Consider the following 21802-nt stretch of genomic DNA (forward strand, 5'->3'; position numbering starts at 1 on the left):
GTTTCTTCTTTGGTTAGGGAACAAGTAAGAGTCTGTCCTTGTCGATTGTATAATTTATGCCGGCGAACCGCAATATCTTCAGCACTTCGGCAAAGGACTCTTTTTGCTGATTTTTCCGCTAAGCACTTTATTTTTATAGACGGGTGACAGGCTATAGGTAAAATTGTACCAACGGGCCAGATCAGCCAAAATCTCAGGAAGCGGTGTCTGGTCAAATTCAAAGTAACCGTCTTTCCAGTTGGCCGCATCCTGCTGTTTGTTTTCTTGCTGAAGCTGGAAGTCCCCATTCATTACATTCAGCTGGATGCGCTGTCCAGGGAGCAGAATCTCCTGCAGGCCGGCATTGCTGACCCGTATTTTTCCTTCGTCAAGTTGTGTGGTTAAGAGCTGACTATCATTGGGGTATAACTTGACATTGAAAGCTGTCCCCAGAGCTTCAATGCTCGTCTTGCCTACATGCACGATAAAGGGCTTTGTTTTATTTTTGCCACTTTAAAATAAGCTTCCCCCTCCAAGAATACAGTCCGCTCCTGTACATTGTATCCCGGTCCGATTTCCAGCTTACTGTCTGCATTTAACCACACCGTCGTACCATCCGGAAGTTCCATCTTGAATTCTTGCCCCTTTTTGGTCTTGATTGCCACTTGATCTCCCTTGCGTTGTTCCATCCATGCCGGACTGAACGGCTTCTTTTCGTCCAGGCTGACCACCTCATTTCCGATCAGCAGATCGGCCTGGAATTGACCGACACTAAAAGGCAGCGGCTGTGGGGATCGCTGGCGTCCGAAAAAGAAGTACATGGCTGCGCCCGCCATCAAAAAGAATACAATACTGGCTGCGACCTTCAGATAGGCTCTCCTATGGCGATTGGCCCGCAATTCGGGCCCAAAATATGTTGTTGGAAATACCGGTCTTCGGCAGCCAGATCAAGTTCCGGAATATCTTTTGCGTTATTTGTCTTGCTAAGCTGATTGTACCAACTTTCGACATACGCCATTTCCTCGGCGCTGCACATCCCTGCTGATACTTCTGCAGTAATTGTTTCGATAATCGTTGCTTCATAGGTTCTTTCCTGTTTACAGTTTAGAAGACAGGATAGCGCCCACTTAGTGGTAGAAAAAAATGAAAATAGTTCGTATTTTTTTCTTAAAACCGTCAACGCATTGTATATCTGCTTTTTGACAGTCTGCTCAGAGATATCAAGTTCCTCGGCGATCTCCCGATAACTCCGTTGTTCGAAACGACTTTTTTGAAGATCAAAGCCATTTTGCGCGGCAGATTTTCAATCGCTTGATCAATCTGTTCCGCTAATTCTTTCTCCCGCAGCAGCTCGTCGGGCATAATTTCAAGGGCTGGGGCTGCATGTTCAAGGTAATGCTCATATTTACGTCCCACATCTTGGCTTGCAATGCGGTTGATCACCAGATTACGGGCCGAACGAAAGAGATAAGCCTGATACGAATGCTCGATTTCCAGCCGCTCCATACGGTCCCAGAGATTTGCAAATATTTCCTGTACAATATCACGGGCCTCGTCCCGATCATTTAACATCCGGAAAACATGTACATACAACTTCACCCAATTTTCTTCGTAAAGCTGGGTAAACAATTGTCTGACATGTGTTACATTCATCCCGATGGTTTAGTTACTGTTGATCACTCAAAATTAGGCTTTATTTTTAGGAAAGTCAATTTATGATGGATTTCTAATGAAACCTGTAGAATAATGCAACCAAAGACCACCTTTTGTTACATTTAATTTATTCGTAATCTGAATCCCTACCGATCGCCGAACCTTTACAATTTAGGCCTGGAACTCCTAAAGAAGGTACATTTTCGTTCAATTGCAGGGATGTTGACAAGGCCATCAACTAAACGAAGCAAAGCCTATTTCCTATTTTTTTCGTATCTTATCTCACTATGAAAATAGTAGACATCACAAAAGACACTTTAATCAGTGCTCAGAAAGAAGGATTTACAGTTTTAATCACGAAATTTAATTCAGATCCGTTAAACCCAACCTGGATTGTTGATAAGGTTGAAAACAGCAAAATAGAATCTAGCAAAAAAATGCTGAGCGAAAATTACCAACTATGCTATTCCATTAAAGAAGCTATTACGACGATCGATAGCCGCCCCTTTATCGGAAAATTACAGCTGAGCCATTAATATCGTTTGATCAATTTATAATTCAATACGCAATCGGAAGAATGTGTTGTTTCACTAAACCCTTAGACGGATGCATCACAACGGGATGATTACGGTAAAATACAAGCACGAGAAAAGGCAGCCAGAGGAGGCTGCCTTTTCCAGTTTCTGGGAACCATTGAAAGAGGCCGGTCACGCTATACCGCCAGTTTAACCCTTGGCTTATTGCGTTAAACAAAGCGGGGCTAGATTAGCCCCCGCTTTGATATTTATGGTCGCTTACCCGATTTCTCGAGCTCTTTGACAAAATCCCGCCCCCAATAATGGATATCATAGTGCTCAATATGCTCATACAGCCTACGCGCTCTGACCTGGGCCTCTCCGGGTTCCATGACCAAAGCTTTCAACAGCGCATCTTTCATGCTCTTGCGGTCATAGGGATTGGTCAATATGGCATAGGGCAACTCAACCGAAGCACCTGCAAATTCCGAAAGCACAAGGACCCCAGCAGTTTCCAGTAGTCCATGAGTTGCAATGTATTCCTTGGCGACCAGATTTAGCCCGTCACGCAAAGGCGTAATCCAGGCAATATCGCTCAACGCATAGTGCTTGACCACTTCCTCAAAGGGCAGTGCCCGGTAAAAATATTGGATCGGGGTCCAGTTCATCGTCGCATATTTACCATTGATCTCACCCACGGCCTGATTCACCTGGTCGCGGATTTCATCATAGATCGTCATCCCTTGCGATGGCGGTGTACAGACATTGACCAGTTCAATCTTGCCCCTAAATTCCGGATACTCGGCAAGAAATTCGCCAAAAGCCTGAATTTTTTCCAAAGGTCCTTTGACATAATCCAGGCGCTCGATGGATATGATACGCGTTATTCCCGATTCAGCTTTGCGCTCTTTGAGCGTATGGATCGCCGCTTTCACGTTATCATCCGTCAGAATCTGTTCGATATGATCCCTGTTGACACCCACCGGCTGTGCCCCAGCCTGATCTGCCGCCCGTCCACCTCAATGATCTTGGTCATCTGATCGACACCCAGCGCACAGCTATAGGTCAGAAACTGATTGGCGACATCTACTTTTTGACCACTTTAAACGGCGTATGACTGCGGATCACATCCACAAAATTCTCCACATAACGTGGGATATGAAAACTGACAAAATCACAGAGCAGCAGGCTGCCGATGATCTCCTTGCGCCAGGGAATAATATTAAAAATATCTGCTGCCGGAAATGCCGTATGGTGAAAAAGCCAATTTTCAGATCGGGACGCATGGTCTTTAAAAAAGAAGGTACCATCCACAGATTATACTCATGGATCCAGACCAGCGCCTCCTCGTCGGCCTCGCGAGCGATCCGCTCGGCAAAGCGCTTGTTGATCATCAGGTAATGGTCCCAGTCCTCGTGGTTGAACTTTGCCCGGTCCACAAAGGAAAAGATCGTCGGCCAGAATGCCTCCTTGGAGAATACACGATAGAACTTATCGATATCCTCTTTTGACAGCGATATGGTGGAAGCCACCAGATTAGGGTACCGGCTTTCATCCACCAGCTGATTTGGAACCGGCTGCCCGTCCTGCTGGATGACTTCCTCCCGATCCAGAGACCGGATCGTCCCTTTTCAAATAAGCCCAGCAGCGAGGGAATAATGCCATTTGGGCTTTTGGGTGCTACCCGCACCGTCTTACCATTGACCGATTCCTTTTCAAAAGGCAGCCGATGGTAGACCATCACCAGCTGATCGGATTTTTTGGACTTTCTTTTTTGAGGCACTAATTTTTGTTCTCCACGAATCAACTGCTGAAACGGGCGGTATTTGCCCATATATTCCAGTATACCGCCTGCCCCGGCAGCTTCTGCGCTGTACGCTGTATCCAATTGATCAATGGCCTGCAGCAAACCCGGTTCGGACTTTCCGACCGCAACACCCCGAAAGCCGATCTGAAATAAGGCCAGGTCATTAAGGGTATCACCGGCCACCATCACATCATCCGGATCGACAGCCAAAAATTCAACCAGCTTCTTTAATGTTGTCCCCTTATTGACACCTCTGGGGAGCAAGTCCAGGTATTTATCGGCCGAAGTAATAATATCACAGTCATACCTGTCAGCCACCTGCTGCACCAGACCGTGGTCTACCCCGGCTTCATAATAAAAGGAGCTACGGCGCTGCTGCGGCACATGTTGGTAATTCAACTGCGGTATTTCCTCCAGCGCTGCCCGGATTGCATAAGTCTGCGGCCATTTTTCCTCAATCTCACTCTGTAGCGGCTCAATTGCTTCCAGGCTATGGCCGTTAACAACCGTGGCGCCCACATCCGCAATAATGAAGTCCGGCACCGGAATGAGCGGATCGCTCAGTAGCGGCAATACCGACTCAAGTCCTCTTCCAGTTACAAAAACCAGCTGCATATTCGGGCTGGCTTTGATCAGTCTATATAATCTGAGGCGGTCTTCCATCTTTCCGCCTAAAAAAGTTCCATCTAAATCTGTTGCTAATAGCATATTATCTTATATTCCTTTCTAAAAGTTTAAATTCATCAATTGCAGCCATATGGTTGTATAGCACACGGTAGGCTGTCTGTAACAAGGGTAAATTGAGTCCAAGGCTCGTGACCGTCGCCATCAGCCCCTTGGTTGCAAAATATCCTTCAGCGACCATACCCATGAGCTGACGGGCTTCGAAAACCGAATACCCCTGGCCAAGGTATTTACCAAAAGTCCGGTTGCGGCTATGTGCGGAGTAACCCGTCACCAATAAGTCGCCCAAATAGGTAGAGCTGCCCAGCCGGACATGGGGTGCACCGACGGCACGCAGTAGCAGCCCCAGTTCGTCAATGGCATTGGCAACCAGCACCGCCATAAAATTATCGCCATAATGCAGTCCTTCGGCCATGCCACAGACAATACCGACCACATTTTTGTAAATGGCTGCGTACTCCACACCCAAGGTGTCGGGACTATAATTCACCTGCATATAGCTTGAAGCAAAGCCCTTGGCAATCTTACTGATAAAAGTTTCATTCGGACCGCACAGCGTCATATAGGTTTTCTTGTTCCGCGCGATTTCTTCGGCATGGCAAGGCCCTGCAATGATCGCCTGCTGAAAGTCATTCAGCTCAAAATACCGTGCGAGGTAAGCACTTGGGAGCAGATTGTCAGGGCCGACGGTCCCTTTAATGGCGGTGATGACAAATTTTTCAGCAAGGTCCTCTTTGGGGATTGCGGCGCAAACACTGTCCAGATGCGCACTGGGCACGACGAAAAGAATTACTTTCGATCGGGCCACGATCTCCTCCAGCTGATCGGACGCATAAATTTTTGTATTGTCAAGTTTTAAAAACGATAGGTAGTCAGGGTTAATAGCATCCTGGTTTATCGCGCGCACCTGCTCGGAACGCCGCATGTACCAGTTGGTATAAATGCTATTTTCTGTCAAAATTTTAACCAGGGCCGTGGCCCAACTCCCACCACCTATCACACTAATCTCATTCAAATCGTTGGGGTTTTTAAGACGCGAAACAGAAAATTTTCGCTATCGGGTTATCTATTAATTTACAAATATACGTAAAAATTAATCAATAAGCAAACTTTAAGCGTAAAAATAGGTATAAAAGAGTATTTCCCCCTCAAAACCCGTTTTTATATTTCTCCGTAAATTTGTCTGTTCATATGAAAAATTTAGACATGCTTAACTTCAGTGAACAACCAACAAGTTCAATTTATCAGTACATTTTCGATCTCTTTGCCAAATTAGGTTTACCCGATCAGCAGGCCCATATTGTTACGGCCGCTGGATTACTTTTCGCTTTCGCAGTGCTGCTCTATGCCCTCGATTATATTATGCGCAAGGTCTTTTATTCCGCATTGAACAGGATTGCCCGGCGGACCTCAACCAAATGGGACGATTTTCTTTTGGAAAACAAGGTGCATGTACGCGTGAGCCGCACTATACTCGTGCTGCTCACACGGCAGCTACTTCCGATGATCTTCCTTGGTTTTCCGGTGCTGACCGCGGCCCTTGTCAAGTTGCTGGATATTGTGGTGTTGCTGACCATCTATCATCTGGTCAATAGCCTGTTAAAAACCTGCCGCGATATTTTTCGCAGCTCCAATGCGTTCAAAGACAAGCCCATCGACAGCTACCTGCAGGTGGTACAGATCTTTTGATTTTTGTAATCGGCACGCTGGCCGTTTCCCTCCTGACGGGCAATTCGCCATGGTCTTTTCTGGTATCGCTGGGGCGGCGTCCGCCATCCTCATGCTGGTATTTAAGGATACTATTCTGGGCTTTGTGGCCAGTATTCAGGTCTCGGCCAATGACTCGGTCCGCGTGGGAGACTGGATAGAAATGCCCAAATATGGTGTGGACGGCGATGTGCTACAGATCAACCTCAACAATGTGAAGATACAGAACTGGGACAAGACTATTGTCACCATACCGACCTATACCTTGCTAAGCGATTCATTCAAAAACTATCGTGGGATGCAAGAGACGGGTGGCCGTCGGATAAAGCGGGCATTGAACATTAAAATGTCTTCGGTGCGCTACCTCAGTGAGGAGGAAATCACGGCATTAAAAAGATCCGCTTGCTGGCTCCCTATATCGAAAAACGTGAACGCGAGATTGCTGATTACAATAAAACCTGGAATACTGACAGCTCCTCGCCCGTCAATGGCCGCAGGATGACCAATATCGGTCTATTCAGGGCCTATGTACTCGCCTATGCCAAGCATAACCCCAATATCCATCAGGAATTAACCCTGTTAGTGCGCCAGCTCGCTCCTAGTGAATACGGCATTCCGCTGGAACTCTACATGTTTACCAAGGGTACACAATGGGCTTATTTTGAAGATACAATGGCCGATATTTTTGACCACCTATTGGCTGCCATTAAACACTTTCACCTGCAGGTATTTGAACTACCGGCATCCGACGATCTCCGGCTGCTCGGCGCGCAACAGGCCAGCACGGCCTAGCTGGCGACAGTTTTTGCATAGCGGTATCGGATACCTCCCACCGCGGCATCCTTATCACTTTCCGTGTGTGGATAAATCAGCAGATAGCTATTTTAGAGCCGGTTTTAATTGAAGTATTAGGATAATGTTATCCAGGCATCTTATCACTAATAAAGCAAATTTGCAAATAATTTTTAAATGCTCAAAACCAATACAGGTGTTTGCTTCGTATATCTTAAAAACAAGAATGGAGAAATGCGATGAAACAAGTATTTTTATTATTAGTGCTAGGCTTAGGCTTATTTATGCTCAGCAAATTCGGATTTTCACAGAAAACCAATCGTTCCAACACAATTAAAAAACAATCTATGGATCAGACAGATAAACAGAATCAGGTTATTTATTTCGCAGGCGGATGTTTTTGGGGTACCGAACATTTTTTCAAGCAGGTGCGCGGCGTTACCGCAACAGAGGTCGGTTATGCCAATGGCAATTTACCGGATCCGAGCTATGAGCAGGTATCCACCGGAAAAACAGGCTTTGCCGAGACCGTCAAAGTTACTTACGATCCAAAGATCGTTGACCTGGAGCTGCTCCTGGATTTATTTCTAAAAACAATCGATCCCACATCACTCAACAAACAAGGGAATGATATAGGGACACAATATCGCACTGGTATTTACTACACAAATGGCTCAGCCGTGCCCGTGATCAAGGAAAGTTTGGCCGAACTTGCCAAAAAATATCCGTCGAAAATTGTGGTTGAACTCCAGCCCTTGCAGAATTACTACAATGCAGAAGCCTATCATCAAAAATATCTCGACAAAAATCCCGGTGGTTACTGCCACATTGGTCCTGAATTATTTGATATGGCCCGCAAAGCCAATCCTGCTCCCAAAGATACAACTGCGACACAAGCTTATAAAAGAAAGGACCGAAGCACACTTAAGAAAGAACTTACCCCATTGCAATATGACGTGACGCAGAATCAGGCAACCGAACGTGCTTTTGACAATGCCTATAATGCTGAGTTTAGAGATGGTATTTATGTAGATATTACGACAGGAGAACCATTATTTATTTCGACAGACAAGTTTGAGTCGGGCTGCGGATGGCCCAGCTTTTCGAAACCGATCAATACCAATTTAATCGAAGAATTATCCGATAACTCCCACGGCATGCGCCGTACAGAAGTACGAAGTAAAACCGGTGACGCTCATTTGGGCCATGTATTTGAAGATGGCCCTGCAGACAAAGGCGGGCTACGCTATTGTATCAACAGCGCATCACTCAAATTTGTGCCCAAGGAAGAAATGAAGGCCAAAGGTTATGAAAAATATCTGCCTTTACTGACCAAGAAGTAAGTACAGTCAATTGAAGTAAATTTTAATGAGCAAAAAGCTGATGTGGGTTTGCATCAGCTTTTTTGTGCTCTGCTTACCAGAACAATAGGGTGCTGACCTATTCTGTTACCATCAGGCTATCTTTATTTACGTTAATTGAAAACCCGCCAAAAAAAAAAATAAAAATAAAATAAAGTTTTGCAATCCAAGCTTTCCAAAAAGTCGTAAATGATTATAAGTACAGAAAAATTATAAACTAAAAGACTTTTGTTATGGAAAAGATAACAACTTCCCAAAATCAAGATTCACTATTGACTTCCAATGGTGAACATGAAAAAAAAGACCTCCGAAGGAGAGACTTTTGAAATTTGCAGGTGCAAGTGCAGCCTCACTCGCCATACTTGGTATATCTAGCTGTAAGAAAGACCGCGATGACGGTATGGACAACGGCGGGAAAGGCTTGTATTTCGGTAGCGGTGACATAGCCATCCTAAATTATGCTTATGCACTCGAGCAACTTGAGGCCGCATTTTATATTCAGTTGGTCAATAATCCTTATTCAGGTATGACGGATATGGAAAAGCTTTTTTACAGATATCCGTGATCACGAAATCGCACACCGCGAGTTTTTCAAAATTGCCTTGGGCGGAAAAGCGATTTCCAGTCTCGAATTTAATCTTTCGGGTGTAAATTTCAGCAGCCGAGCCAATGTACTGGCTACGGCCAAAACCTTTGAAGACCTGGGCGTGTCGGCTTACAATGGTGCCGGATGGCTCATTAAAGATCCCAATTATTTATTATTGGCTGGAAAGATCGTTTCGGTAGAAGCGCGGCATGCCGCCTGGATAAGGGATATGATAGACAACGGCAGTTTTGCCAATCAGGAAGTCGTTGATTCCAATGGACTCGATGTTGCCAAAAGTCCCAGTGTTGTTTTGAGCGCCGCTGCACCGTTTATCAAATCCAAAATCGATGTATCGGATCTACCCACTTATTAATTCACCTAAATTTTGATTATCATGAATCTCTTAAATGTTTTTGAACAAATAAATACTGTAGATCCTGAGTTCAGCGATCGTATCAGTCCACGTCGTGAAGCTATCAAAAATTTAGCTTCGGTGAGTAAAAAGATAACGATGGCCGCATTGCCATTCTTTGTCAGTGAACTCTTTAAAAAGCATACGGCGCCACCGCGCCCACAGACGTCAATGGTGTACTTAACTATGCACTGACGTTGGAATATCTCGAAGCAGAATATTATACTATGGGTGTTGCCAAAGCGGGGCTAATCCCTTCGGGCAAGCCGCTTGGTGCGATTACCACCATTCGTGACCACGAGGTAGCACATGTCAACTTTTTAAAACAGGTATTGGGCAATAAGGCCGTATCAAAGCCAACATTTGATTTTACAGCAGGGGGCACATTTGGAAATGTCTTTAGCAATTATGATACATTTTTAGCGGTTGCACAGGCATTTGAAGATACCGGTGTGAGGGCATATAAGGGGCAGGCAGGTATCTTGCTTGGCAACCGCGTTGTGCTGACAGCAGCATTACAGATCCATTCGGTGGAGGCAAGACATGCCTCGCATATCCGTCAGATGCGTCGTGCCCGTGGGCGCTGTTGCAGATCAAAAACCTTGGATTACTGGGGCAAATGATACTGGCATCGGTGCTGTTGTAAATCCCATCTATGCTGGAGAAGACAATGTAAAACAGGCTGGAGTTGATATTACGTCACTGAGTGGTTCGATGGGAAAATCTCAGCTAGTGCAGCCACACAATCTTTTGATGAGCCATTATCTGCAGAAGCTGTACTTAATATTGCAGGTTTATTTATCAAAGCTTAACAAAAGTCTTACTCTACCTGTGAAAATGGCCCTGGTTTGATCTTCAAGCCGGGGTTTTTTCATGGTTATTACTCGATGTCACCAGAAAAAGTTGTATAAGTAAAAAAACGGCTAAATACTGCCCATGACGCAGAGCTCAGTGAGTGTAGGGGCATCTTTCCCCCTTCATCTTCCAGTGTGATGGCAAATGCCTGTGCTTTGGCAACATCCAGCATTTTACTGGCCATTTGAGTCTTGGCATCCAATGGGAACACACCAGCACTAACAGGCTGACCATCCACCATTGCCCAGAGCTGATACTGCTTGCCTTTTGGGGCGGCAGGCATATGCTCAAGACTCAAGAATACAGCTTTGGATTGCTGATCCCAATAGACAAGCGCATGCAGATCAGGTTTAGTCTCGATACCTTTTAAGGAAATCGTCTTAATTGCTGGATTTTCGACCAAGTCCCATTTATCCTGCAGCGTTGCAAGCATTGCTTTTTTGCTATGTAGCTCATTATTTGCTGCTGCTAGCATCTCGCTGGACTCCTTTTGCTGTTGATAAAAGAACAGATTCGCACCAGCACTCAGGACAAATAATATACTTGCCGCTATGGCCCAGTTATACGACCTAATAGGGACGGCCTGCTTAGGTTCCTCCTCAGCGGATGAGGTCTGTTGTTGAATACTATCGTCTTTGGATAACGTCTGCGTCGTCGGCAGAAGTTCTGGCTGATTATCATTAGCAACCAGATTCTCATCTTGCAGTCTATTCCAGATCTTCTCTTTCAAGGCCATAGGCATCCCCACCGCCTGGATCTCAGCTAAGTCCTCGAGCATTTTTTCAGCCTCGGCAATTGCCTGATCCACTGCGGAATTATTTTTACGAATACAGTTCAGGATACTGACTTCCTCTTCAGAAGCGACTCCCAAAACGTATGATTCAATAATCCCTGACGATATGTAAGCTTCGATATCCAAAATTAACGATAATCCTTTAACAATGTTTTTAACTGCAAAAACGCCGCTTTTGTACGTGTTTTTATTGTACCCAAAGGAATGTCAAGTTGTTGGGCTATCTCCTGTTGGGTATATCCTTCATAGTAGGCCATTTCGATCAAGACACGACATTCGGGCTTCAATTTATCTAAAATATTTTTAAATCCAATAAAATCTGCCTGTGCATTTCGTTCGTTCTGGCTCCGATCTTGTTCCTCTTCTCTATTTACGATATTTGAGAGCGGTTGGTTTTTCAATTCATTCTGCACCCCTTAGATTTTCGGTAGTCGAGTGCGGCATTTCGGGCAATATTGATCATCCAAGTATATAACCTTCCTTTTTCTACATCAAAAGATCGACGTGCTTCCAGATCTTAACAAATACATCCTGGATCACTTCCTCCGCGTGCTCTGCCGAAGTTACAATCCGGCAGACTACTCCATAAAGGGAGTCCGCATAGTTATCATATAGATAACTAAAGGCCTGCTGGTTCTTTTTTGAGCAAAAGAATTAATGTTTCTTCAGAAAGGTTGTGTAATGGACTCAAATTTTGCGTTTATAACGCCTAAAGATCTTTATTAAAATTGAAAAAACAAAGTTCGCAACACAATTCAGGTAAAAAATACTTAAATATTAAGAAAAGCGTATAAATACTTGTCGATATAAATGCATCACTTTTTCATATAAATCATAAACCACTTTATCACGATTTAACGATTTAATTTATAAATAGCTGTTTATTTCAAATGCATTTAACAAACATTGAGCTAAATGTACGGCTACTCCACCGGATACAGCCTTGAAATTGAACTTATTTTTTTCTTTTTCCCTAATCTTTCGCTGTTGCGGATGATTGCTTGATTTATCTCCTTCACTTTTCTTCATGTCGAACTTTTCCACCTGCCGATCATAGGTCACCAACCCGTTGATTTCATGCTCCACATCTGACGTTTGTGTAAAGATCGCACAGCTTAAACCGCTGTACAACATACGCTGTTCGATCTCATTGAGCAGATAAACGTAGGTATCCGAGAGTATATCCCTATTGATGAGGATCTCGTAAGCGTTATTTGCGACTGGCCACATATGGTCGCGCACAAAAAGCCCCTTCCTCCGAATTCGCCCAACGATGCGGCCCGATTTTCGTCTGGCTGCGGAAAGGCTTTATCTTCCATCTTTCCATAGTGGTGCCTGTCCACAAAGTCGCCATTCCCGGGGTCACCCTGCGCAGGCCGATATCCAGGTGCGTAATTATACCCCGAATTGCCGTTTACTAAGCGCGTAGGATCATATTTTTTTGTCCATTTGGTTATATCTGCCACTTCAAATGCCCCCAGTTTTCATTGAAAGGTACCCATGTGACGATCGAGGGAACACTAACCAGCTGGTCCATCATTTGCTTCAGTTCGGTCCTAAACTGTTGACGTACCGCTACTGAATCCGTATCGTCCGGGTACCACAAGTTGGGCATGTCCTGCCAGACCATTAAGCCAAGCCGGTCACAGTGATAGTACCAGCGCATGGGCTCCACTTTGATATGTTTGCGGATGACGTTAAATCCAGCTTTTTCGCCAGTTCAATATCGTACAGCAAAGCCGCTTCGGTCGGCGCCGTAAAAATACCATCAGGCCAATAGCCTTGATCAAGCACGCCGATCTGAAATTGAAATTTGCCATTTAACAAGGTTCTATTGATGCCGTCCACCTTACCGATACCGATGGAGCGCATCGCGAAGTACGAGTCCACCTGATCCACTGTACGACCTTCTTTATCTTTAAGTTCTACTTTCAGCTGATAGAGAAAAGGATCTTCGGGGCTCCATACATGTGGATTGCTGATATCGAGGTAAAATGCGTTGTGATCCGTTCCTGTCGCTGTCGCCACCTGCTTGTTATCCGCATATGCTGTGGCAACCACCCGGAGGTCTTTACCTTCGGTGAGCGCCGTTAGCTGCAAGCGGTTATTTTTCAGCTCAGGGATCAGTTTCAGCTGGGTGATGTATTTTTGCTGTACAGGTTCCATCCAGACTGTTTGCCAGATGCCCGAGCTAAAGGTATAATCACCTTTATCGCCATTCTTTCCAGATGCCGTTTTACCATCATTTGCGTCGTAAGCACCCACGACAAGGGTATTGTCGCCCGCCTTTAGAAAATCCGAAATATCCAGGCTAAAAGCATGGTATCCACCTGTATGGTCACCTACCTTTTACCGTTAACAAAGATCACCGCATACTGATCTACCGCACCGAAATGCAATAAAATACGTTTACCCTTCCATGCGGATGGAATGGTAAGAGCGCGTCTGTACCAGAGAAATTTCTCCCGCTCCGGGCAATTCCGGAGAGTTCCGACTCGGGCGCAAAAGGCACGCGGATGGATTCGGCTTTTTCGGAAATGTCGGTGGAGCGCCAGCTTGACGCGGATCCGGCAGCGAACTGCCGCCCATGTAATCCCATCGTCCGTTGAGATTTTGCCATTCGCTACGCTGCATTTGCGGGCGAGGATATTCCGGCAGCGGTATCTCGGCTTTCAATGCCTCGGCCGTCCAGGGGTGGGTAGTGTAAAATCATCTAGGGATTGCGCTTTTGCCACTTCGAGTGCTAAGTACGCCATGAGTAGGATTATCAGTCGGCATTTCATTCGGTTCATCATTTCAATTCAGTTATAAGCGAAGGTTAGTTTATCACTCAAATATAAGAAAACAAGCAACTAAATCGAATTATTAGATCAATTAACGGGGTAATTGACCGAGATCCACAACCAGGGCCAGGAAACAATACTACGGCAATAAAAAGGCCGAGACCTTTAATCCCGACCTTTCAATTAAAACTAATCCAGCCCTCCCATACTACTTAAAGTTTCTTATTCCCAGCCTTTTATTCCAGCGTCCCAGGAGCCTGCTTGTCGCAAAGCTCACGATGGTACCCAGTGCAGCTGTCAATACCGTCTGCAGCAAATCGCCCAGCGAGATACTTGCCCAGATCGAGCAGATGGTACCGCCAATCGCAGAGATACGCATATCATTGATTTTCATCGGCCTCACTCCTTTCCCCCATAGCACTATCGCCTGGATCAGCATTGCCATCCGGCTGATCTATCCCTCCGGGCGGTGGCTTATCCTCTTCTAAGACTTTCTCAACAATACCAAGCCCCAATGCCAAATACTTAATTATATTCGCTGCCTTACCCGGCAGTTTGAGCGGCGCTGCGAGGACCACCTGTAGCACCTGCCCGATTTTGTTTAAGATTTTTTCATACATATTAGTTTTTAAAGAGACTGGATGAACGGTCAAAGCCTAATATTCGAACTGACCGTCATCCAATCATCCCCTCTCTATTCGATCAATATAGGAGGGCTAGGAATAGTATGGCTTCATCAATAATCGAGGACAAAGAATTCAAAGCATAGCATTTCGACTGCCTATCGCTGACGCAATATGACGGTAGCATAAATCACTGTCTGAACGCAGTGAGTTTGATTTATGCCGTCAGATTGCGAAGAAGATGGTACAAAGGAATGCAGCGCCAAATTCATGTCCTCGAATCCATACTACATTAGAAAGCCATGATTTATTCCGGCCCTTCATTTATCGAATATTCAAATACACCTCATCCCCCATATCCCACAGACTATACACCAATGCTTTAAGTTTTGCTAAAGCCTTACCACTGTAATCACCAGTACCTTCACCTGTTAAGGTCGTTACCGGTGCGATACAGCCATGCAATTCCTTCATCGCATTGTTCGCTGCATGGATCAGTATTGCTTCACGGCCCAGCACATTGGGGATACCGATCTGTTCACCATGTTTGGGGTAACGCCGCTTTTCCAGCCTGTACCGACCGACAGGAATACAGCTGATCCTGGGGAGGTTGCTAAGATCTGGCAATTCAACCGTATGGCAGATAGGCTCCCCTGATAGCTGACGGTTCCATTGGTTCCCTGTGCTCCATACTTTCGTTGGAGCAGCAGGGTGTGTTGGACAGCCATGTTAGCTAATGGTCAGTTCGCCCAGGTGGAAACTCGGTGAAGTCTTGACGCCATCACGATGGCCTGTAAAGACCCAGCCTTCGAGCACATCACCTGAGTAGCTTGCTGGCAGCGTGAAATTCAGATTTGCTGCCGCCCTTGTCGAAGACTCCAGAATACTGAAGAAATTCTTATTCTTGTTGTACATCAACAGGATGACCGAATCATCAGCAAAGGAGTTGTATTTGTTGAGCTCCGGCGCCCATGTCAGCGCGATCTCCTGCGGAAAAGGTTCTGACCATTCGGGCGCCATCAGATGGACAATGAGCCTTTGGCAATAACGATCTTTGAATAATCGATTTCCAGCGTTGGGTAAGTACCCGTCACTCCACCATTGTTCATCAGATATTGCAGCGCCTTGTTGTAACCGTTGCTTTTCCTGCAACTTGTCCGAATAGCCGAGGTTGAGCAGATCCATGATCGGCGACAGAAAGGCTACCGCCATCGCAAATTTAGCCCGTTGGGCGATCTGTCCTTCACTTGCTTTTTTGTTTGAGATCTTGGAGAGTGAGCGGACATAATCCACTCCTCGCCAACTGCTTCCTATTACACTACCCACTTTCCCAGAGTAGGCCCCGTGTATACCTTTTAAGAATCTTGCCATGATTATACATGTTTGATTTATAAATAATTACGACTGTCATGAGCAGTCTTTGTTTTGCTAGCAAGAGCTAAATTAAGGGGACTTTTGGCCTTAAACGAAGAAGTACAGGGATTGATTTTATATGATTGCTAGCACTGTCATTGCCTGTCAGATTACAGCAATAGATTGAGAGTTTGATAGGAGATTGGCGCAGCCATTCGATGAATGTAGCATTGGGAAAGACCTGGAAGTTACCATCCCACGAGGTCGGTGGCCCGGCTACTATTGGGGTAATTATTGGCTGCCCTTCGGGCCCTGCTCGACTCAGGGTGCGGACAGGTTCGGCTCCGCCTCGGCTGCTGTTCGGGTACTGTTCGGCTGGAAGTCGAAGCCGAGCCGAAGAGCTCCCGAAGCCCACCCGAAGGAGACCCAAGCATGGGCCGAAGCTGCCCCGAAGCGGAGCCAAACGAGAGCCGAAGCGCTCTCGAAGGCGAGCCGAATATCAGTAGGAATGTACCGCTAAATCCAGCACATAACCCAGCGATTGAAAAAATAAAAATATATTTTATAAACCTGCATTGGCAAAATGCCCAATACTAAAAAGGGAGCCGAATGGCTCCCTAGAAAACAGGTTAAATCCGCCCCTTCCGCCTACTCTCTTCAAGCTGCTGGTGCAGATCCGATGGGTAGTAATAATGCCGTTTGCCGAGCTTCCTCGGCCTGAGCTTTCCCTCGCGGACCAGCCGATAATACTTTGATTCAGAAATACCCAATTTATCGAGTACATGAGCGATATCAAGCATATGTTCCAGTTCGGCAGGTATCTCCACTGTTCCTTCCGGAACTTTATTCATTTCTTCTGTTATATACTTCAAGATTGCTTGCAGCAAAGAAGATATGACCTCCAAAAGGTCACATATGCGGTTCATTAAATTTAACATAACCATGCAATTAGACATGCTGGTCGCCGAAACGAGCCGCTTCGCACAACAGGCATTGTGCAGGGGCCCCATCACCACAGCGTTAAACAATACATCCATTTTAAGCCAGATTAAACTCTTCTTCCAATTTTGTTTCATCCAGCGATTTTAATATTCCCAAAAATCTTTTAAGTTTTTGCTGAGGTCACGGGAGGGCGTGATCAACCTTTTGAGCTTGTCCTCCGGCAACCACCGTTCTAGTTTCTCCTTTATCTCAGCATTGAGTTCCAACTTATTAGGGCGGTTTACAGGCACCCGAAAGTACAACATATTGACATACACCCGCGCCCGTATTTTTACCAGCCAGGGATTTTCCTGCAGCTCTTTGGTGGTCACGTCTATCCGGCAGAATTTGCCATCATGCATATACACATCCGCCGTACGCTGTTCTTTATAGATGATCACAGCGTGCAGGCATTTTATCGTATTACTGTCTATCAGCTCTTCACCCTCCCATTTGCGCAAGAGATATACCATCAGTGCCAGGCGATCCCGATCGCGCTGCCATAGACTGAGCAGCGTAGCCTGGGATTCTGCTTTTGTCAAAGACGAGAGATCCATCGCTGTCGTCTGGACATTATCCCAAGAGAGCTGCCTTGGGCTCTTTTCCAGCTGGTCAGTCGCATGCTCACAGGCATCTTGATTTTCACAAGTTCCGGTTCCAATCTCTAATAAAAGTGGCGCTGGATGTCGATCGAGCTGAGGTTTCGACTCCGGTAGATGAATCGTCACCCGACCAAAAGATTGCCAGTCCAACAATACCCATTTTGGAAACCGATGCACAAACAGTATATACGCGGCCACGATCGGAAAGAAAAACCAAAAATCAGTCGTCAGATACCATCGCGAAAGCAAGATTAATCCCGGCCTATCAGGTAGCAATACTTCCAGTACAACACCGTGAATAGCTAGGACAACACAGGATGAGCAGAGCAGATAAATCATAAAATTCAGCTTGGCATTCCTACTGAACCTCCGCCGAGCCACCAAGGCTGTATGCATATAGCTGACCAGCATAGCGTAGAACAGCAGAAGCAAAACCGTACCGATCCATACAGCCATAAAGCGCTTGTTTTGGACACGGTCCACCACCTTGCTACCGCCGGAACCCAGATTTATGATCAAAGCAATGATAAAGCAAAGGAAAATATAAAGTGGATAATAGAATATTCGGCCCCATCGGCGAGATGGAATTTTTAATAAATACGAAAACAACCTTCTACTTTTATTTAATTTACCAGATCGCATAATGATGACAAATAGGTTAGGTAATTGGCTTTAAAGCAAATAAACACGTGTTTTAAGGAGTATTATTGCATCACACTACCATACATCCTCCTCTTATCAGGATCACCTCTGCAAAAAACACTTATCTCAAATTTACAAAATTTCCTTTAATTATCAATTTATTTCGATTTGAAACATTCCGTCAAAATTTACGGAATCCTGTCATTTCTGATCGAAACACTTGTTTTCCGTGGTTTTAGCCGATTTATTTGTGGTTTTACTTAACAGCAAAAATATGAAAAGAACATTTGACCAAGCAGGTGTAAACGACCTGCAAGAAGAAGTATTGACCGCCACTTATGCTGACCGTCTTGCTATGATCAACTTTGTCATGAGTGACCTCGTCGGCTTTATGCTTGCCTATTTTGATCTCCGCCTCAGCCAGATCCAATATCTGAATACAATGTCGCTCGCGCTCAAAACCGAACTTAGCATCGGGATTGCCGATAGCTGGAATAACAATCTAGCGGTCGATTTCCAAAAAGAAAGCAGTTCGGCCGATGAGGAGGAAGATACACCCAAGGATATCATCCTATCACGATACAATTCATCCAGTACCCCACCTGTCACCAATAGCTTATTGCCGACCGGTTATTTTTCTATCCGCATTGTTTACCGGAATACAGCATACCGCTAGTCCATGTTTCTCCGAAACAAACATGGAAATTCTCCAAAATCAACAGCTATATGCCATCCGAGTCATTCAAGTTGATAGAAGCAGAAATGGATTTTGTGAGCAAGAGTACGCTCACAAAATCTTTTCATCGGCGGCTACCAGGTAGCCGAACAAGACTGCTCAGCAATAACCAGATCAGTATTTATGAAGAATATTTAAAAACAGGCAATCTCGAGAGTTACAGTTACGTCATCGAGGCCAGCGCCTCTACCCACATCAGTTTTGAGATCCTAAGCCCACAGACCCACCTACTTTATCACTTGGATGGGCGGCAGCCCGTGCATTATCATCAGCCCCAGGTTCAGGAAGAGTTTCACCTCCGTCCTTTTCATGGGGCATTTTTCTATGCCCCCATTACGATTATTACCTTACATTTTGAGCCCGGCAGTATCATATCCAGGGTTTACATTACCCTTGGAACTGCTCGATTTAAATGGATTGTCAGGCTTTGATTATTTGGATGAAGTTGTGGCAGCCCACAGGCAGCAGCATCCGCAATATCGGGTGAGCCTCGATTTTGAGGCCATGGAACATACCCGACGTATCCTCGGCGAGCTAAGCACAGAACTGCTTAAAAAGCCCCTGATTCCGAAATTATGTATCCTAAAAAAATTCAGGAGCTACTTTACTTGATCAAGGACAAAATGCTCAGAGCAAAGGGCTTATTGCGCCACCCCGATCTCATCGTACGTCTGGCACGGGAGCTTATCAGCAGCCGGATTGCCGAAACTGACGGACCGGTATTGATCATCCACATTGCCGAAAGCTTATTCGTCGAATCTCAATATCTAAATTATCTTCACAAGGAGCGCTATGGCGTACCGATAACGCATTACAGTAATCAGGAGCGATTGAAAAAAGCCAAACATTGCCTCGGGCAAAAGCTATCGATCAAAATAACCACCAGCCGATGTGGCTTTAGTGACCAGTCCAGCTTCTGTCATTTCTTTAAGCGACATACCGGCCTGACACCGAGTGAATACATCAGCTCCCTATTGCCGCCCAAAGCCGAAGATTAACTATGGGTTTGACCAAATCAAAGTCTGTATTCAATCAAAAAACAGGACATTTTTGCCTCTATCTTAGGATTAATGAAATATATACCCCTAGGACTGGGTGAATTTATAAACAGAAAAGTATGATCAAGCAAGAGCATATACAGCGTACAGAACGAGTCAGGATGCATTCTTTACATGAGAAACTATTTGCTGCGGAATTGAGAACCCCGCGGCGGCGATGGTCATCACAATTGGTGCAGCGAAAGTACTCTGGATCGGCAAAGGTGAAGCTCTTGCTATCAGCGACCTGCTGCTGTGCCGGCCCTGTACGTGACCGGCACGGACGCAGGTTTACGACATTCCCGTGTGTCGGTACGATATAGCAATACTCAAAAAGGGCTGACATCGTGAGGCGTTTCGGTCAGCCCGGCAGAATCTGTGAAACCGGATACCATCATGATGTATCTGATTAATTAACAAGAATTGACTAATTAAAATTTTGCAACATGGCTTTATTTGAAATTATCGATGCGTCTCATCCTGCTGACCCAGCAAGTTATTCACCTGTTGGCTCAACGCCGCCTTCGTGTTTGGGAAATAACCAAATCTGTACGATTGAAGCGGCAAATTCAGGAGGAAAACCAGTTATTAATCAAGCTTTATTAAGCGAAATGGTAACTGCGTTGAATACACGCACAAGCTCAACAAATGTTAAATTAAAGCCTTAATTCAAGGCCATAATTTAACAAAATCAAGGCCGAAGAGAAATCTTCGGCCTTTTGATATTTTAGTGAGAACGAATCACAAGAGACAGTATTTCCCGCTCTGTTTTCTTTACATCCAGCCCATTACCTTTCAACACCTTTTTGAGGCTTTCAAAGTCGTTCACCGCATCTGTAGAAATTACTCGATCGGAAAGCCCACTGTCTATTTCAATCGGAGGAAAAGATGTATTAAAAATTTCCAGCATAGTGATCCAAGTTTTCAAGTCAGTCGGAGATTTCCCATTTTGCAAGTTATCATTTCGTGACTTTCCACTCTTCACCAGCCAAATAGCTGATTTCTGTGGAGTCAAATCAACACCTAGATCCAATCTATTGCTTAAATCCTTAATGACAGCCTGTATACGATCTTGATGATCCATGAATAATGGCCATGTCGATTCATAAGAAAATGCATTTTTTGCATCCAAATAGATTCTGGAATAGAATCCAGGTTCTCAAATTCATATAAATTATTTACATCCAGCTTTATACGCTCCTTTTTCATCAATGGAAGCTGTTGTATCTGGCTATAGAGGTATAAAAACGCAGATACTGCGGTTGCATTGGTCATCCTATACCTCACCTGATTGCCAATTGTATCAACTTGATAGCTTAAAGTGGCACCATTAACGTATGGAAGCAAGCGGCTATATAGCCCGGATGAAAACCTAAGAGAATCCCTTTCATGATCTTCATAAAAATCATCCTTCATCGGCCAATTTTTTATGTCATTACCATCCAGTAGCTCTTTTATATTTTTCTCAGCAATCATATCACCAGTAGTAATGGCCGCCACCCTACCCTTATATATCCATACTACATGAGGGACTCCCTGATGTGGAAAGATCTTGGTCAAGACCTTGTCTTCAACCACCAAAGGTAATTTGAGATCCTTCATATACCTATTATCCGCTAACAATTTCTCTATCCGCTCTTTCGATTCTATCCCTACAGGTATGATCTGTAGTCTATCGGCAAACAACTGTTGCAGTCTATTATTTTTGGCATCGCTTCTATGCAACTCGAACAGGAGGTGGTAAAGAAATCAAGAATGATCAAGTCTTTGTTTACGTTATTCAAACGCAATGTATTGTCCCTCCAATTGATAATAGCCAAGGGCTCTTTAAAATCAACCCTATCACCAATTTTCAACGGTCTTACCTGACCTAAAACTATATATGGAATACATATCCATAA

37 protein-coding genes and 3 pseudogenes are annotated in these 21802 nt (G+C 45.0%); 16 read left to right on the forward strand and 24 right to left on the reverse strand.

The features are described 5' to 3' along the window. Positions 1–78: 78 nt before the first annotated feature. Genes KUH03_RS01620 through KUH03_RS01635 form a run of 4 tightly spaced genes read right to left on the reverse strand, consistent with a single transcriptional unit; the run spans position 79 to position 1632 of the window. Positions 79–462: a FecR family protein gene (locus KUH03_RS01620; RefSeq protein WP_257091270.1), complete on the reverse strand. Its 384-nt coding sequence runs from the start codon at positions 460–462 to the stop codon at positions 79–81. Further along, complete coding sequence (locus tag KUH03_RS01625) at positions 453–878, reverse strand: FecR family protein (RefSeq protein ID WP_257091271.1); 426 nt, start codon at positions 876–878, stop codon at positions 453–455. Before KUH03_RS01625 ends, KUH03_RS01620 begins: the two co-directional genes overlap by 10 nt. Further along, positions 845–1216: a hypothetical protein gene (locus KUH03_RS01630; RefSeq protein ID WP_373564923.1), complete on the reverse strand. Its 372-nt coding sequence runs from the start codon at positions 1214–1216 to the stop codon at positions 845–847. Before KUH03_RS01630 ends, KUH03_RS01625 begins: the two co-directional genes overlap by 34 nt. Continuing rightward, on the reverse strand, positions 1156–1632 hold the full coding sequence (locus KUH03_RS01635) for a sigma-70 family RNA polymerase sigma factor (protein ID WP_257091273.1): 477 nt from the start codon (positions 1630–1632) through the stop codon (positions 1156–1158). The genes KUH03_RS01630 and KUH03_RS01635 overlap by 61 nt, the downstream gene beginning before the upstream one ends. Before the next feature lie 287 nt (positions 1633–1919). On the opposite strand from KUH03_RS01635, the gene KUH03_RS01640 reads away from it, so the two are divergent. After that, a complete protein-coding gene (locus KUH03_RS01640) occupies positions 1920–2168 on the forward strand; it encodes a hypothetical protein (RefSeq protein WP_120257188.1) in 249 nt (82 codons plus the stop codon). A gap of 248 nt (positions 2169–2416) precedes the next feature. Here KUH03_RS01640 and KUH03_RS01645 read toward each other — a convergent pair whose 3' ends face one another. The 4 genes and pseudogenes from KUH03_RS01645 to KUH03_RS01665 form a co-directional block, all read right to left on the reverse strand. Then, the gene (locus tag KUH03_RS01645; protein WP_257091274.1) at positions 2417–3130 is read right to left on the reverse strand and encodes a trehalose-6-phosphate synthase; all 714 of its coding nucleotides are present in this window, start codon (positions 3128–3130) and stop codon (positions 2417–2419) included. Positions 3131–3233: 103 nt separating this feature from the next. Next, positions 3234–3658 (reverse strand): annotated as a pseudogene (locus KUH03_RS47920) (trehalose-6-phosphate synthase); the annotation flags it as partial. After that, a complete protein-coding gene (locus KUH03_RS47925) occupies positions 3541–4662 on the reverse strand; it encodes an HAD-IIB family hydrolase (RefSeq protein ID WP_373564609.1) in 1122 nt (373 codons plus the stop codon). The gene KUH03_RS47925 and the pseudogene KUH03_RS47920, both read right to left, overlap by 118 nt. 1 nt (position 4663) lies before the next feature. After that, positions 4664–5638: an NAD(P)H-dependent glycerol-3-phosphate dehydrogenase gene (locus KUH03_RS01665; RefSeq protein WP_257097989.1), complete on the reverse strand. Its 975-nt coding sequence runs from the start codon at positions 5636–5638 to the stop codon at positions 4664–4666. Positions 5639–5844: 206 nt separating this feature from the next. Between KUH03_RS01665 and KUH03_RS01670 the strand changes: the two genes are divergently transcribed. From KUH03_RS01670 to KUH03_RS01710, 10 genes and pseudogenes are all read left to right on the forward strand, one after another. Further along, on the forward strand, positions 5845–6327 hold the full coding sequence (locus tag KUH03_RS01670) for a hypothetical protein (RefSeq protein WP_257091276.1): 483 nt from the start codon (positions 5845–5847) through the stop codon (positions 6325–6327). Between the two features lie 49 nt (positions 6328–6376). Next, positions 6377–6847, forward strand: a complete 471-nt coding sequence (locus KUH03_RS01675; protein WP_257091277.1) for a mechanosensitive ion channel family protein — start codon at positions 6377–6379, stop codon at positions 6845–6847. Beyond that, complete coding sequence (locus KUH03_RS01680; RefSeq protein WP_257091278.1) at positions 6844–7137, forward strand: mechanosensitive ion channel; 294 nt, start codon at positions 6844–6846, stop codon at positions 7135–7137. The genes KUH03_RS01675 and KUH03_RS01680 overlap by 4 nt, the downstream gene beginning before the upstream one ends. Before the next feature lie 347 nt (positions 7138–7484). Next, positions 7485–7952, forward strand: a pseudogene (gene msrA, locus KUH03_RS47930) (peptide-methionine (S)-S-oxide reductase MsrA); the annotation flags it as partial. Positions 7953–7985: 33 nt separating this feature from the next. Continuing rightward, on the forward strand, positions 7986–8480 hold the full coding sequence (msrB, locus tag KUH03_RS47935; RefSeq protein ID WP_373564924.1) for a peptide-methionine (R)-S-oxide reductase MsrB: 495 nt from the start codon (positions 7986–7988) through the stop codon (positions 8478–8480). 340 nt (positions 8481–8820) lie between these two features. Then, positions 8821–9063, forward strand: coding sequence for a ferritin-like domain-containing protein (locus tag KUH03_RS01690; protein WP_257091280.1), 243 nt, complete (start codon positions 8821–8823; stop codon positions 9061–9063). Positions 9064–9100: 37 nt separating this feature from the next. Beyond that, positions 9101–9457 carry a ferritin-like domain-containing protein gene (locus KUH03_RS01695; protein WP_257091281.1) on the forward strand — a complete coding sequence of 119 codons (357 nt, stop codon included), beginning with the start codon at positions 9101–9103 and terminating at the stop codon, positions 9455–9457. Between the two features lie 12 nt (positions 9458–9469). Further along, a complete protein-coding gene (locus tag KUH03_RS01700; protein ID WP_257091282.1) occupies positions 9470–9691 on the forward strand; it encodes a hypothetical protein in 222 nt (73 codons plus the stop codon). A 2-nt stretch (positions 9692–9693) separates the two neighbouring features. Beyond that, complete coding sequence (locus KUH03_RS01705; RefSeq protein WP_257091283.1) at positions 9694–10119, forward strand: ferritin-like domain-containing protein; 426 nt, start codon at positions 9694–9696, stop codon at positions 10117–10119. Then, positions 10073–10348, forward strand: coding sequence for a hypothetical protein (locus KUH03_RS01710; RefSeq protein WP_257091284.1), 276 nt, complete (start codon positions 10073–10075; stop codon positions 10346–10348). The genes KUH03_RS01705 and KUH03_RS01710 overlap by 47 nt, the downstream gene beginning before the upstream one ends. 28 nt (positions 10349–10376) lie before the next feature. Here the strand turns inward: KUH03_RS01710 and KUH03_RS01715 are convergent, their stop codons facing one another. The 14 genes and pseudogenes from KUH03_RS01715 to KUH03_RS01775 all read right to left on the reverse strand — a co-directional run bounded on the left by KUH03_RS01715 (position 10377) and on the right by KUH03_RS01775 (position 18005). Continuing rightward, a complete protein-coding gene (locus KUH03_RS01715; protein WP_257091285.1) occupies positions 10377–11222 on the reverse strand; it encodes an anti-sigma factor in 846 nt (281 codons plus the stop codon). 50 nt (positions 11223–11272) lie between these two features. Beyond that, positions 11273–11557, reverse strand: coding sequence for a sigma-70 family RNA polymerase sigma factor (locus KUH03_RS01720; RefSeq protein ID WP_257091286.1), 285 nt, complete (start codon positions 11555–11557; stop codon positions 11273–11275). Next, positions 11542–11714, reverse strand: a pseudogene (locus tag KUH03_RS01725) (RNA polymerase sigma factor). The gene KUH03_RS01720 and the pseudogene KUH03_RS01725 overlap by 16 nt, the downstream one beginning before the upstream one ends. 297 nt (positions 11715–12011) lie before the next feature. Further along, on the reverse strand, positions 12012–12374 hold the full coding sequence (locus tag KUH03_RS01730; RefSeq protein WP_257091287.1) for a hypothetical protein: 363 nt from the start codon (positions 12372–12374) through the stop codon (positions 12012–12014). Positions 12375–12597: 223 nt separating this feature from the next. After that, positions 12598–12774, reverse strand: coding sequence for a hypothetical protein (locus KUH03_RS01735; protein ID WP_257091288.1), 177 nt, complete (start codon positions 12772–12774; stop codon positions 12598–12600). Then, positions 12774–13409 (reverse strand): hypothetical protein, encoded by a 636-nt coding sequence (locus KUH03_RS01740; protein ID WP_257091289.1) that lies wholly within the window; start codon positions 13407–13409, stop codon positions 12774–12776. Before KUH03_RS01740 ends, KUH03_RS01735 begins: the two co-directional genes overlap by 1 nt. A gap of 77 nt (positions 13410–13486) precedes the next feature. Continuing rightward, positions 13487–13792, reverse strand: coding sequence for a sugar-binding domain-containing protein (locus KUH03_RS47940; protein ID WP_373564925.1), 306 nt, complete (start codon positions 13790–13792; stop codon positions 13487–13489). Positions 13793–14135: 343 nt separating this feature from the next. Beyond that, positions 14136–14321, reverse strand: a complete 186-nt coding sequence (locus KUH03_RS01745) for a hypothetical protein (RefSeq protein ID WP_257091290.1) — start codon at positions 14319–14321, stop codon at positions 14136–14138. Further along, a complete protein-coding gene (locus KUH03_RS01750) occupies positions 14308–14547 on the reverse strand; it encodes a hypothetical protein (protein ID WP_257091291.1) in 240 nt (79 codons plus the stop codon). The genes KUH03_RS01745 and KUH03_RS01750 overlap by 14 nt, the downstream gene beginning before the upstream one ends. 327 nt (positions 14548–14874) lie before the next feature. Next, the gene (locus KUH03_RS01755) at positions 14875–15177 is read right to left on the reverse strand and encodes a DUF5675 family protein (RefSeq protein ID WP_257091292.1); all 303 of its coding nucleotides are present in this window, start codon (positions 15175–15177) and stop codon (positions 14875–14877) included. A 102-nt stretch (positions 15178–15279) separates the two neighbouring features. Next, on the reverse strand, positions 15280–15921 hold the full coding sequence (locus KUH03_RS01760) for a DUF6266 family protein (protein ID WP_257091293.1): 642 nt from the start codon (positions 15919–15921) through the stop codon (positions 15280–15282). A 230-nt stretch (positions 15922–16151) separates the two neighbouring features. After that, positions 16152–16337, reverse strand: coding sequence for a hypothetical protein (locus KUH03_RS01765; protein WP_257091294.1), 186 nt, complete (start codon positions 16335–16337; stop codon positions 16152–16154). A gap of 195 nt (positions 16338–16532) precedes the next feature. Continuing rightward, the gene (locus KUH03_RS01770) at positions 16533–16979 is read right to left on the reverse strand and encodes a helix-turn-helix domain-containing protein (protein WP_257091295.1); all 447 of its coding nucleotides are present in this window, start codon (positions 16977–16979) and stop codon (positions 16533–16535) included. A gap of 9 nt (positions 16980–16988) precedes the next feature. After that, a complete protein-coding gene (locus tag KUH03_RS01775; protein WP_257091296.1) occupies positions 16989–18005 on the reverse strand; it encodes a hypothetical protein in 1017 nt (338 codons plus the stop codon). Between the two features lie 397 nt (positions 18006–18402). Here KUH03_RS01775 and KUH03_RS01780 point away from each other — a divergent pair, with 397 nt between their 5' ends. The 5 genes from KUH03_RS01780 (at position 18403) to KUH03_RS01800 (ending at position 20569) form a co-directional block, all read left to right on the forward strand. Continuing rightward, positions 18403–18804 carry a hypothetical protein gene (locus KUH03_RS01780; RefSeq protein WP_257091297.1) on the forward strand — a complete coding sequence of 134 codons (402 nt, stop codon included), beginning with the start codon at positions 18403–18405 and terminating at the stop codon, positions 18802–18804. 71 nt (positions 18805–18875) lie between these two features. Next, a complete protein-coding gene (locus KUH03_RS01785) occupies positions 18876–19295 on the forward strand; it encodes a hypothetical protein (RefSeq protein WP_257091298.1) in 420 nt (139 codons plus the stop codon). A 144-nt stretch (positions 19296–19439) separates the two neighbouring features. Then, entirely contained in the window at positions 19440–19862 is a 423-nt protein-coding gene (locus tag KUH03_RS01790) for a helix-turn-helix domain-containing protein (protein ID WP_257091299.1), read from the forward strand. A 119-nt stretch (positions 19863–19981) separates the two neighbouring features. Beyond that, positions 19982–20224, forward strand: coding sequence for a hypothetical protein (locus KUH03_RS01795; RefSeq protein ID WP_257091300.1), 243 nt, complete (start codon positions 19982–19984; stop codon positions 20222–20224). Positions 20225–20347: 123 nt separating this feature from the next. Then, positions 20348–20569, forward strand: coding sequence for a hypothetical protein (locus tag KUH03_RS01800; RefSeq protein WP_257091301.1), 222 nt, complete (start codon positions 20348–20350; stop codon positions 20567–20569). Positions 20570–20628: 59 nt separating this feature from the next. Here KUH03_RS01800 and KUH03_RS01805 read toward each other — a convergent pair whose 3' ends face one another. Both KUH03_RS01805 and KUH03_RS01810 read right to left on the reverse strand, forming a co-directional pair. Further along, complete coding sequence (locus KUH03_RS01805; RefSeq protein WP_257091302.1) at positions 20629–20985, reverse strand: hypothetical protein; 357 nt, start codon at positions 20983–20985, stop codon at positions 20629–20631. Beyond that, a complete protein-coding gene (locus KUH03_RS01810; RefSeq protein ID WP_257091303.1) occupies positions 20943–21626 on the reverse strand; it encodes a hypothetical protein in 684 nt (227 codons plus the stop codon). The genes KUH03_RS01805 and KUH03_RS01810 overlap by 43 nt, the downstream gene beginning before the upstream one ends. Positions 21627–21802: the final 176 nt, after the last annotated feature.

The organism is Sphingobacterium sp. E70 (assembly GCF_019285695.1).
Classification (GTDB): domain Bacteria; phylum Bacteroidota; class Bacteroidia; order Sphingobacteriales; family Sphingobacteriaceae; genus Sphingobacterium; species Sphingobacterium detergens.

Bases quoted from the DNA above. Each gene is read 5' to 3' on its own strand.
- KUH03_RS01635 (WP_257091273.1), bottom strand. From the start codon at position 1,632: ATGAATGTAACACATGTCAGACAATTGTTTACCCAGCTTTACGAAGAA.
- KUH03_RS01640 (WP_120257188.1), top strand. From the start codon at position 1,920: ATGAAAATAGTAGACATCACAAAAGACACTTTAATCAGTGCTCAGAAA.
- KUH03_RS47925 (WP_373564609.1), bottom strand. From the start codon at position 4,662: ATGCTATTAGCAACAGATTTAGATGGAACTTTTTTAGGCGGAAAGATG.
- KUH03_RS01670 (WP_257091276.1), top strand. From the start codon at position 5,845: ATGCTTAACTTCAGTGAACAACCAACAAGTTCAATTTATCAGTACATT.
- KUH03_RS01675 (WP_257091277.1), top strand. From the start codon at position 6,377: ATGGTCTTTTCTGGTATCGCTGGGGCGGCGTCCGCCATCCTCATGCTG.
- KUH03_RS01680 (WP_257091278.1), top strand. From the start codon at position 6,844: ATGACCAATATCGGTCTATTCAGGGCCTATGTACTCGCCTATGCCAAG.
- msrB (WP_373564924.1), top strand. From the start codon at position 7,986: ATGGCCCGCAAAGCCAATCCTGCTCCCAAAGATACAACTGCGACACAA.
- KUH03_RS01730 (WP_257091287.1), bottom strand. From the start codon at position 12,374: ATGTGGCCAGTCGCAAATAACGCTTACGAGATCCTCATCAATAGGGAT.
- KUH03_RS01735 (WP_257091288.1), bottom strand. From the start codon at position 12,774: ATGGTCTGGCAGGACATGCCCAACTTGTGGTACCCGGACGATACGGAT.
- KUH03_RS01745 (WP_257091290.1), bottom strand. From the start codon at position 14,321: ATGAAAATCAATGATATGCGTATCTCTGCGATTGGCGGTACCATCTGC.
- KUH03_RS01750 (WP_257091291.1), bottom strand. From the start codon at position 14,547: ATGTATGAAAAAATCTTAAACAAAATCGGGCAGGTGCTACAGGTGGTC.
- KUH03_RS01760 (WP_257091293.1), bottom strand. From the start codon at position 15,921: ATGGCAAGATTCTTAAAAGGTATACACGGGGCCTACTCTGGGAAAGTG.
- KUH03_RS01765 (WP_257091294.1), bottom strand. From the start codon at position 16,337: ATGCTTGGGTCTCCTTCGGGTGGGCTTCGGGAGCTCTTCGGCTCGGCT.
- KUH03_RS01770 (WP_257091295.1), bottom strand. From the start codon at position 16,979: ATGAAACAAAATTGGAAGAAGAGTTTAATCTGGCTTAAAATGGATGTA.
- KUH03_RS01780 (WP_257091297.1), top strand. From the start codon at position 18,403: ATGAAAAGAACATTTGACCAAGCAGGTGTAAACGACCTGCAAGAAGAA.
- KUH03_RS01790 (WP_257091299.1), top strand. From the start codon at position 19,440: ATGTATCCTAAAAAAATTCAGGAGCTACTTTACTTGATCAAGGACAAA.
- KUH03_RS01795 (WP_257091300.1), top strand. From the start codon at position 19,982: ATGATCAAGCAAGAGCATATACAGCGTACAGAACGAGTCAGGATGCAT.
- KUH03_RS01800 (WP_257091301.1), top strand. From the start codon at position 20,348: ATGGCTTTATTTGAAATTATCGATGCGTCTCATCCTGCTGACCCAGCA.
- KUH03_RS01805 (WP_257091302.1), bottom strand. From the start codon at position 20,985: ATGGATCATCAAGATCGTATACAGGCTGTCATTAAGGATTTAAGCAAT.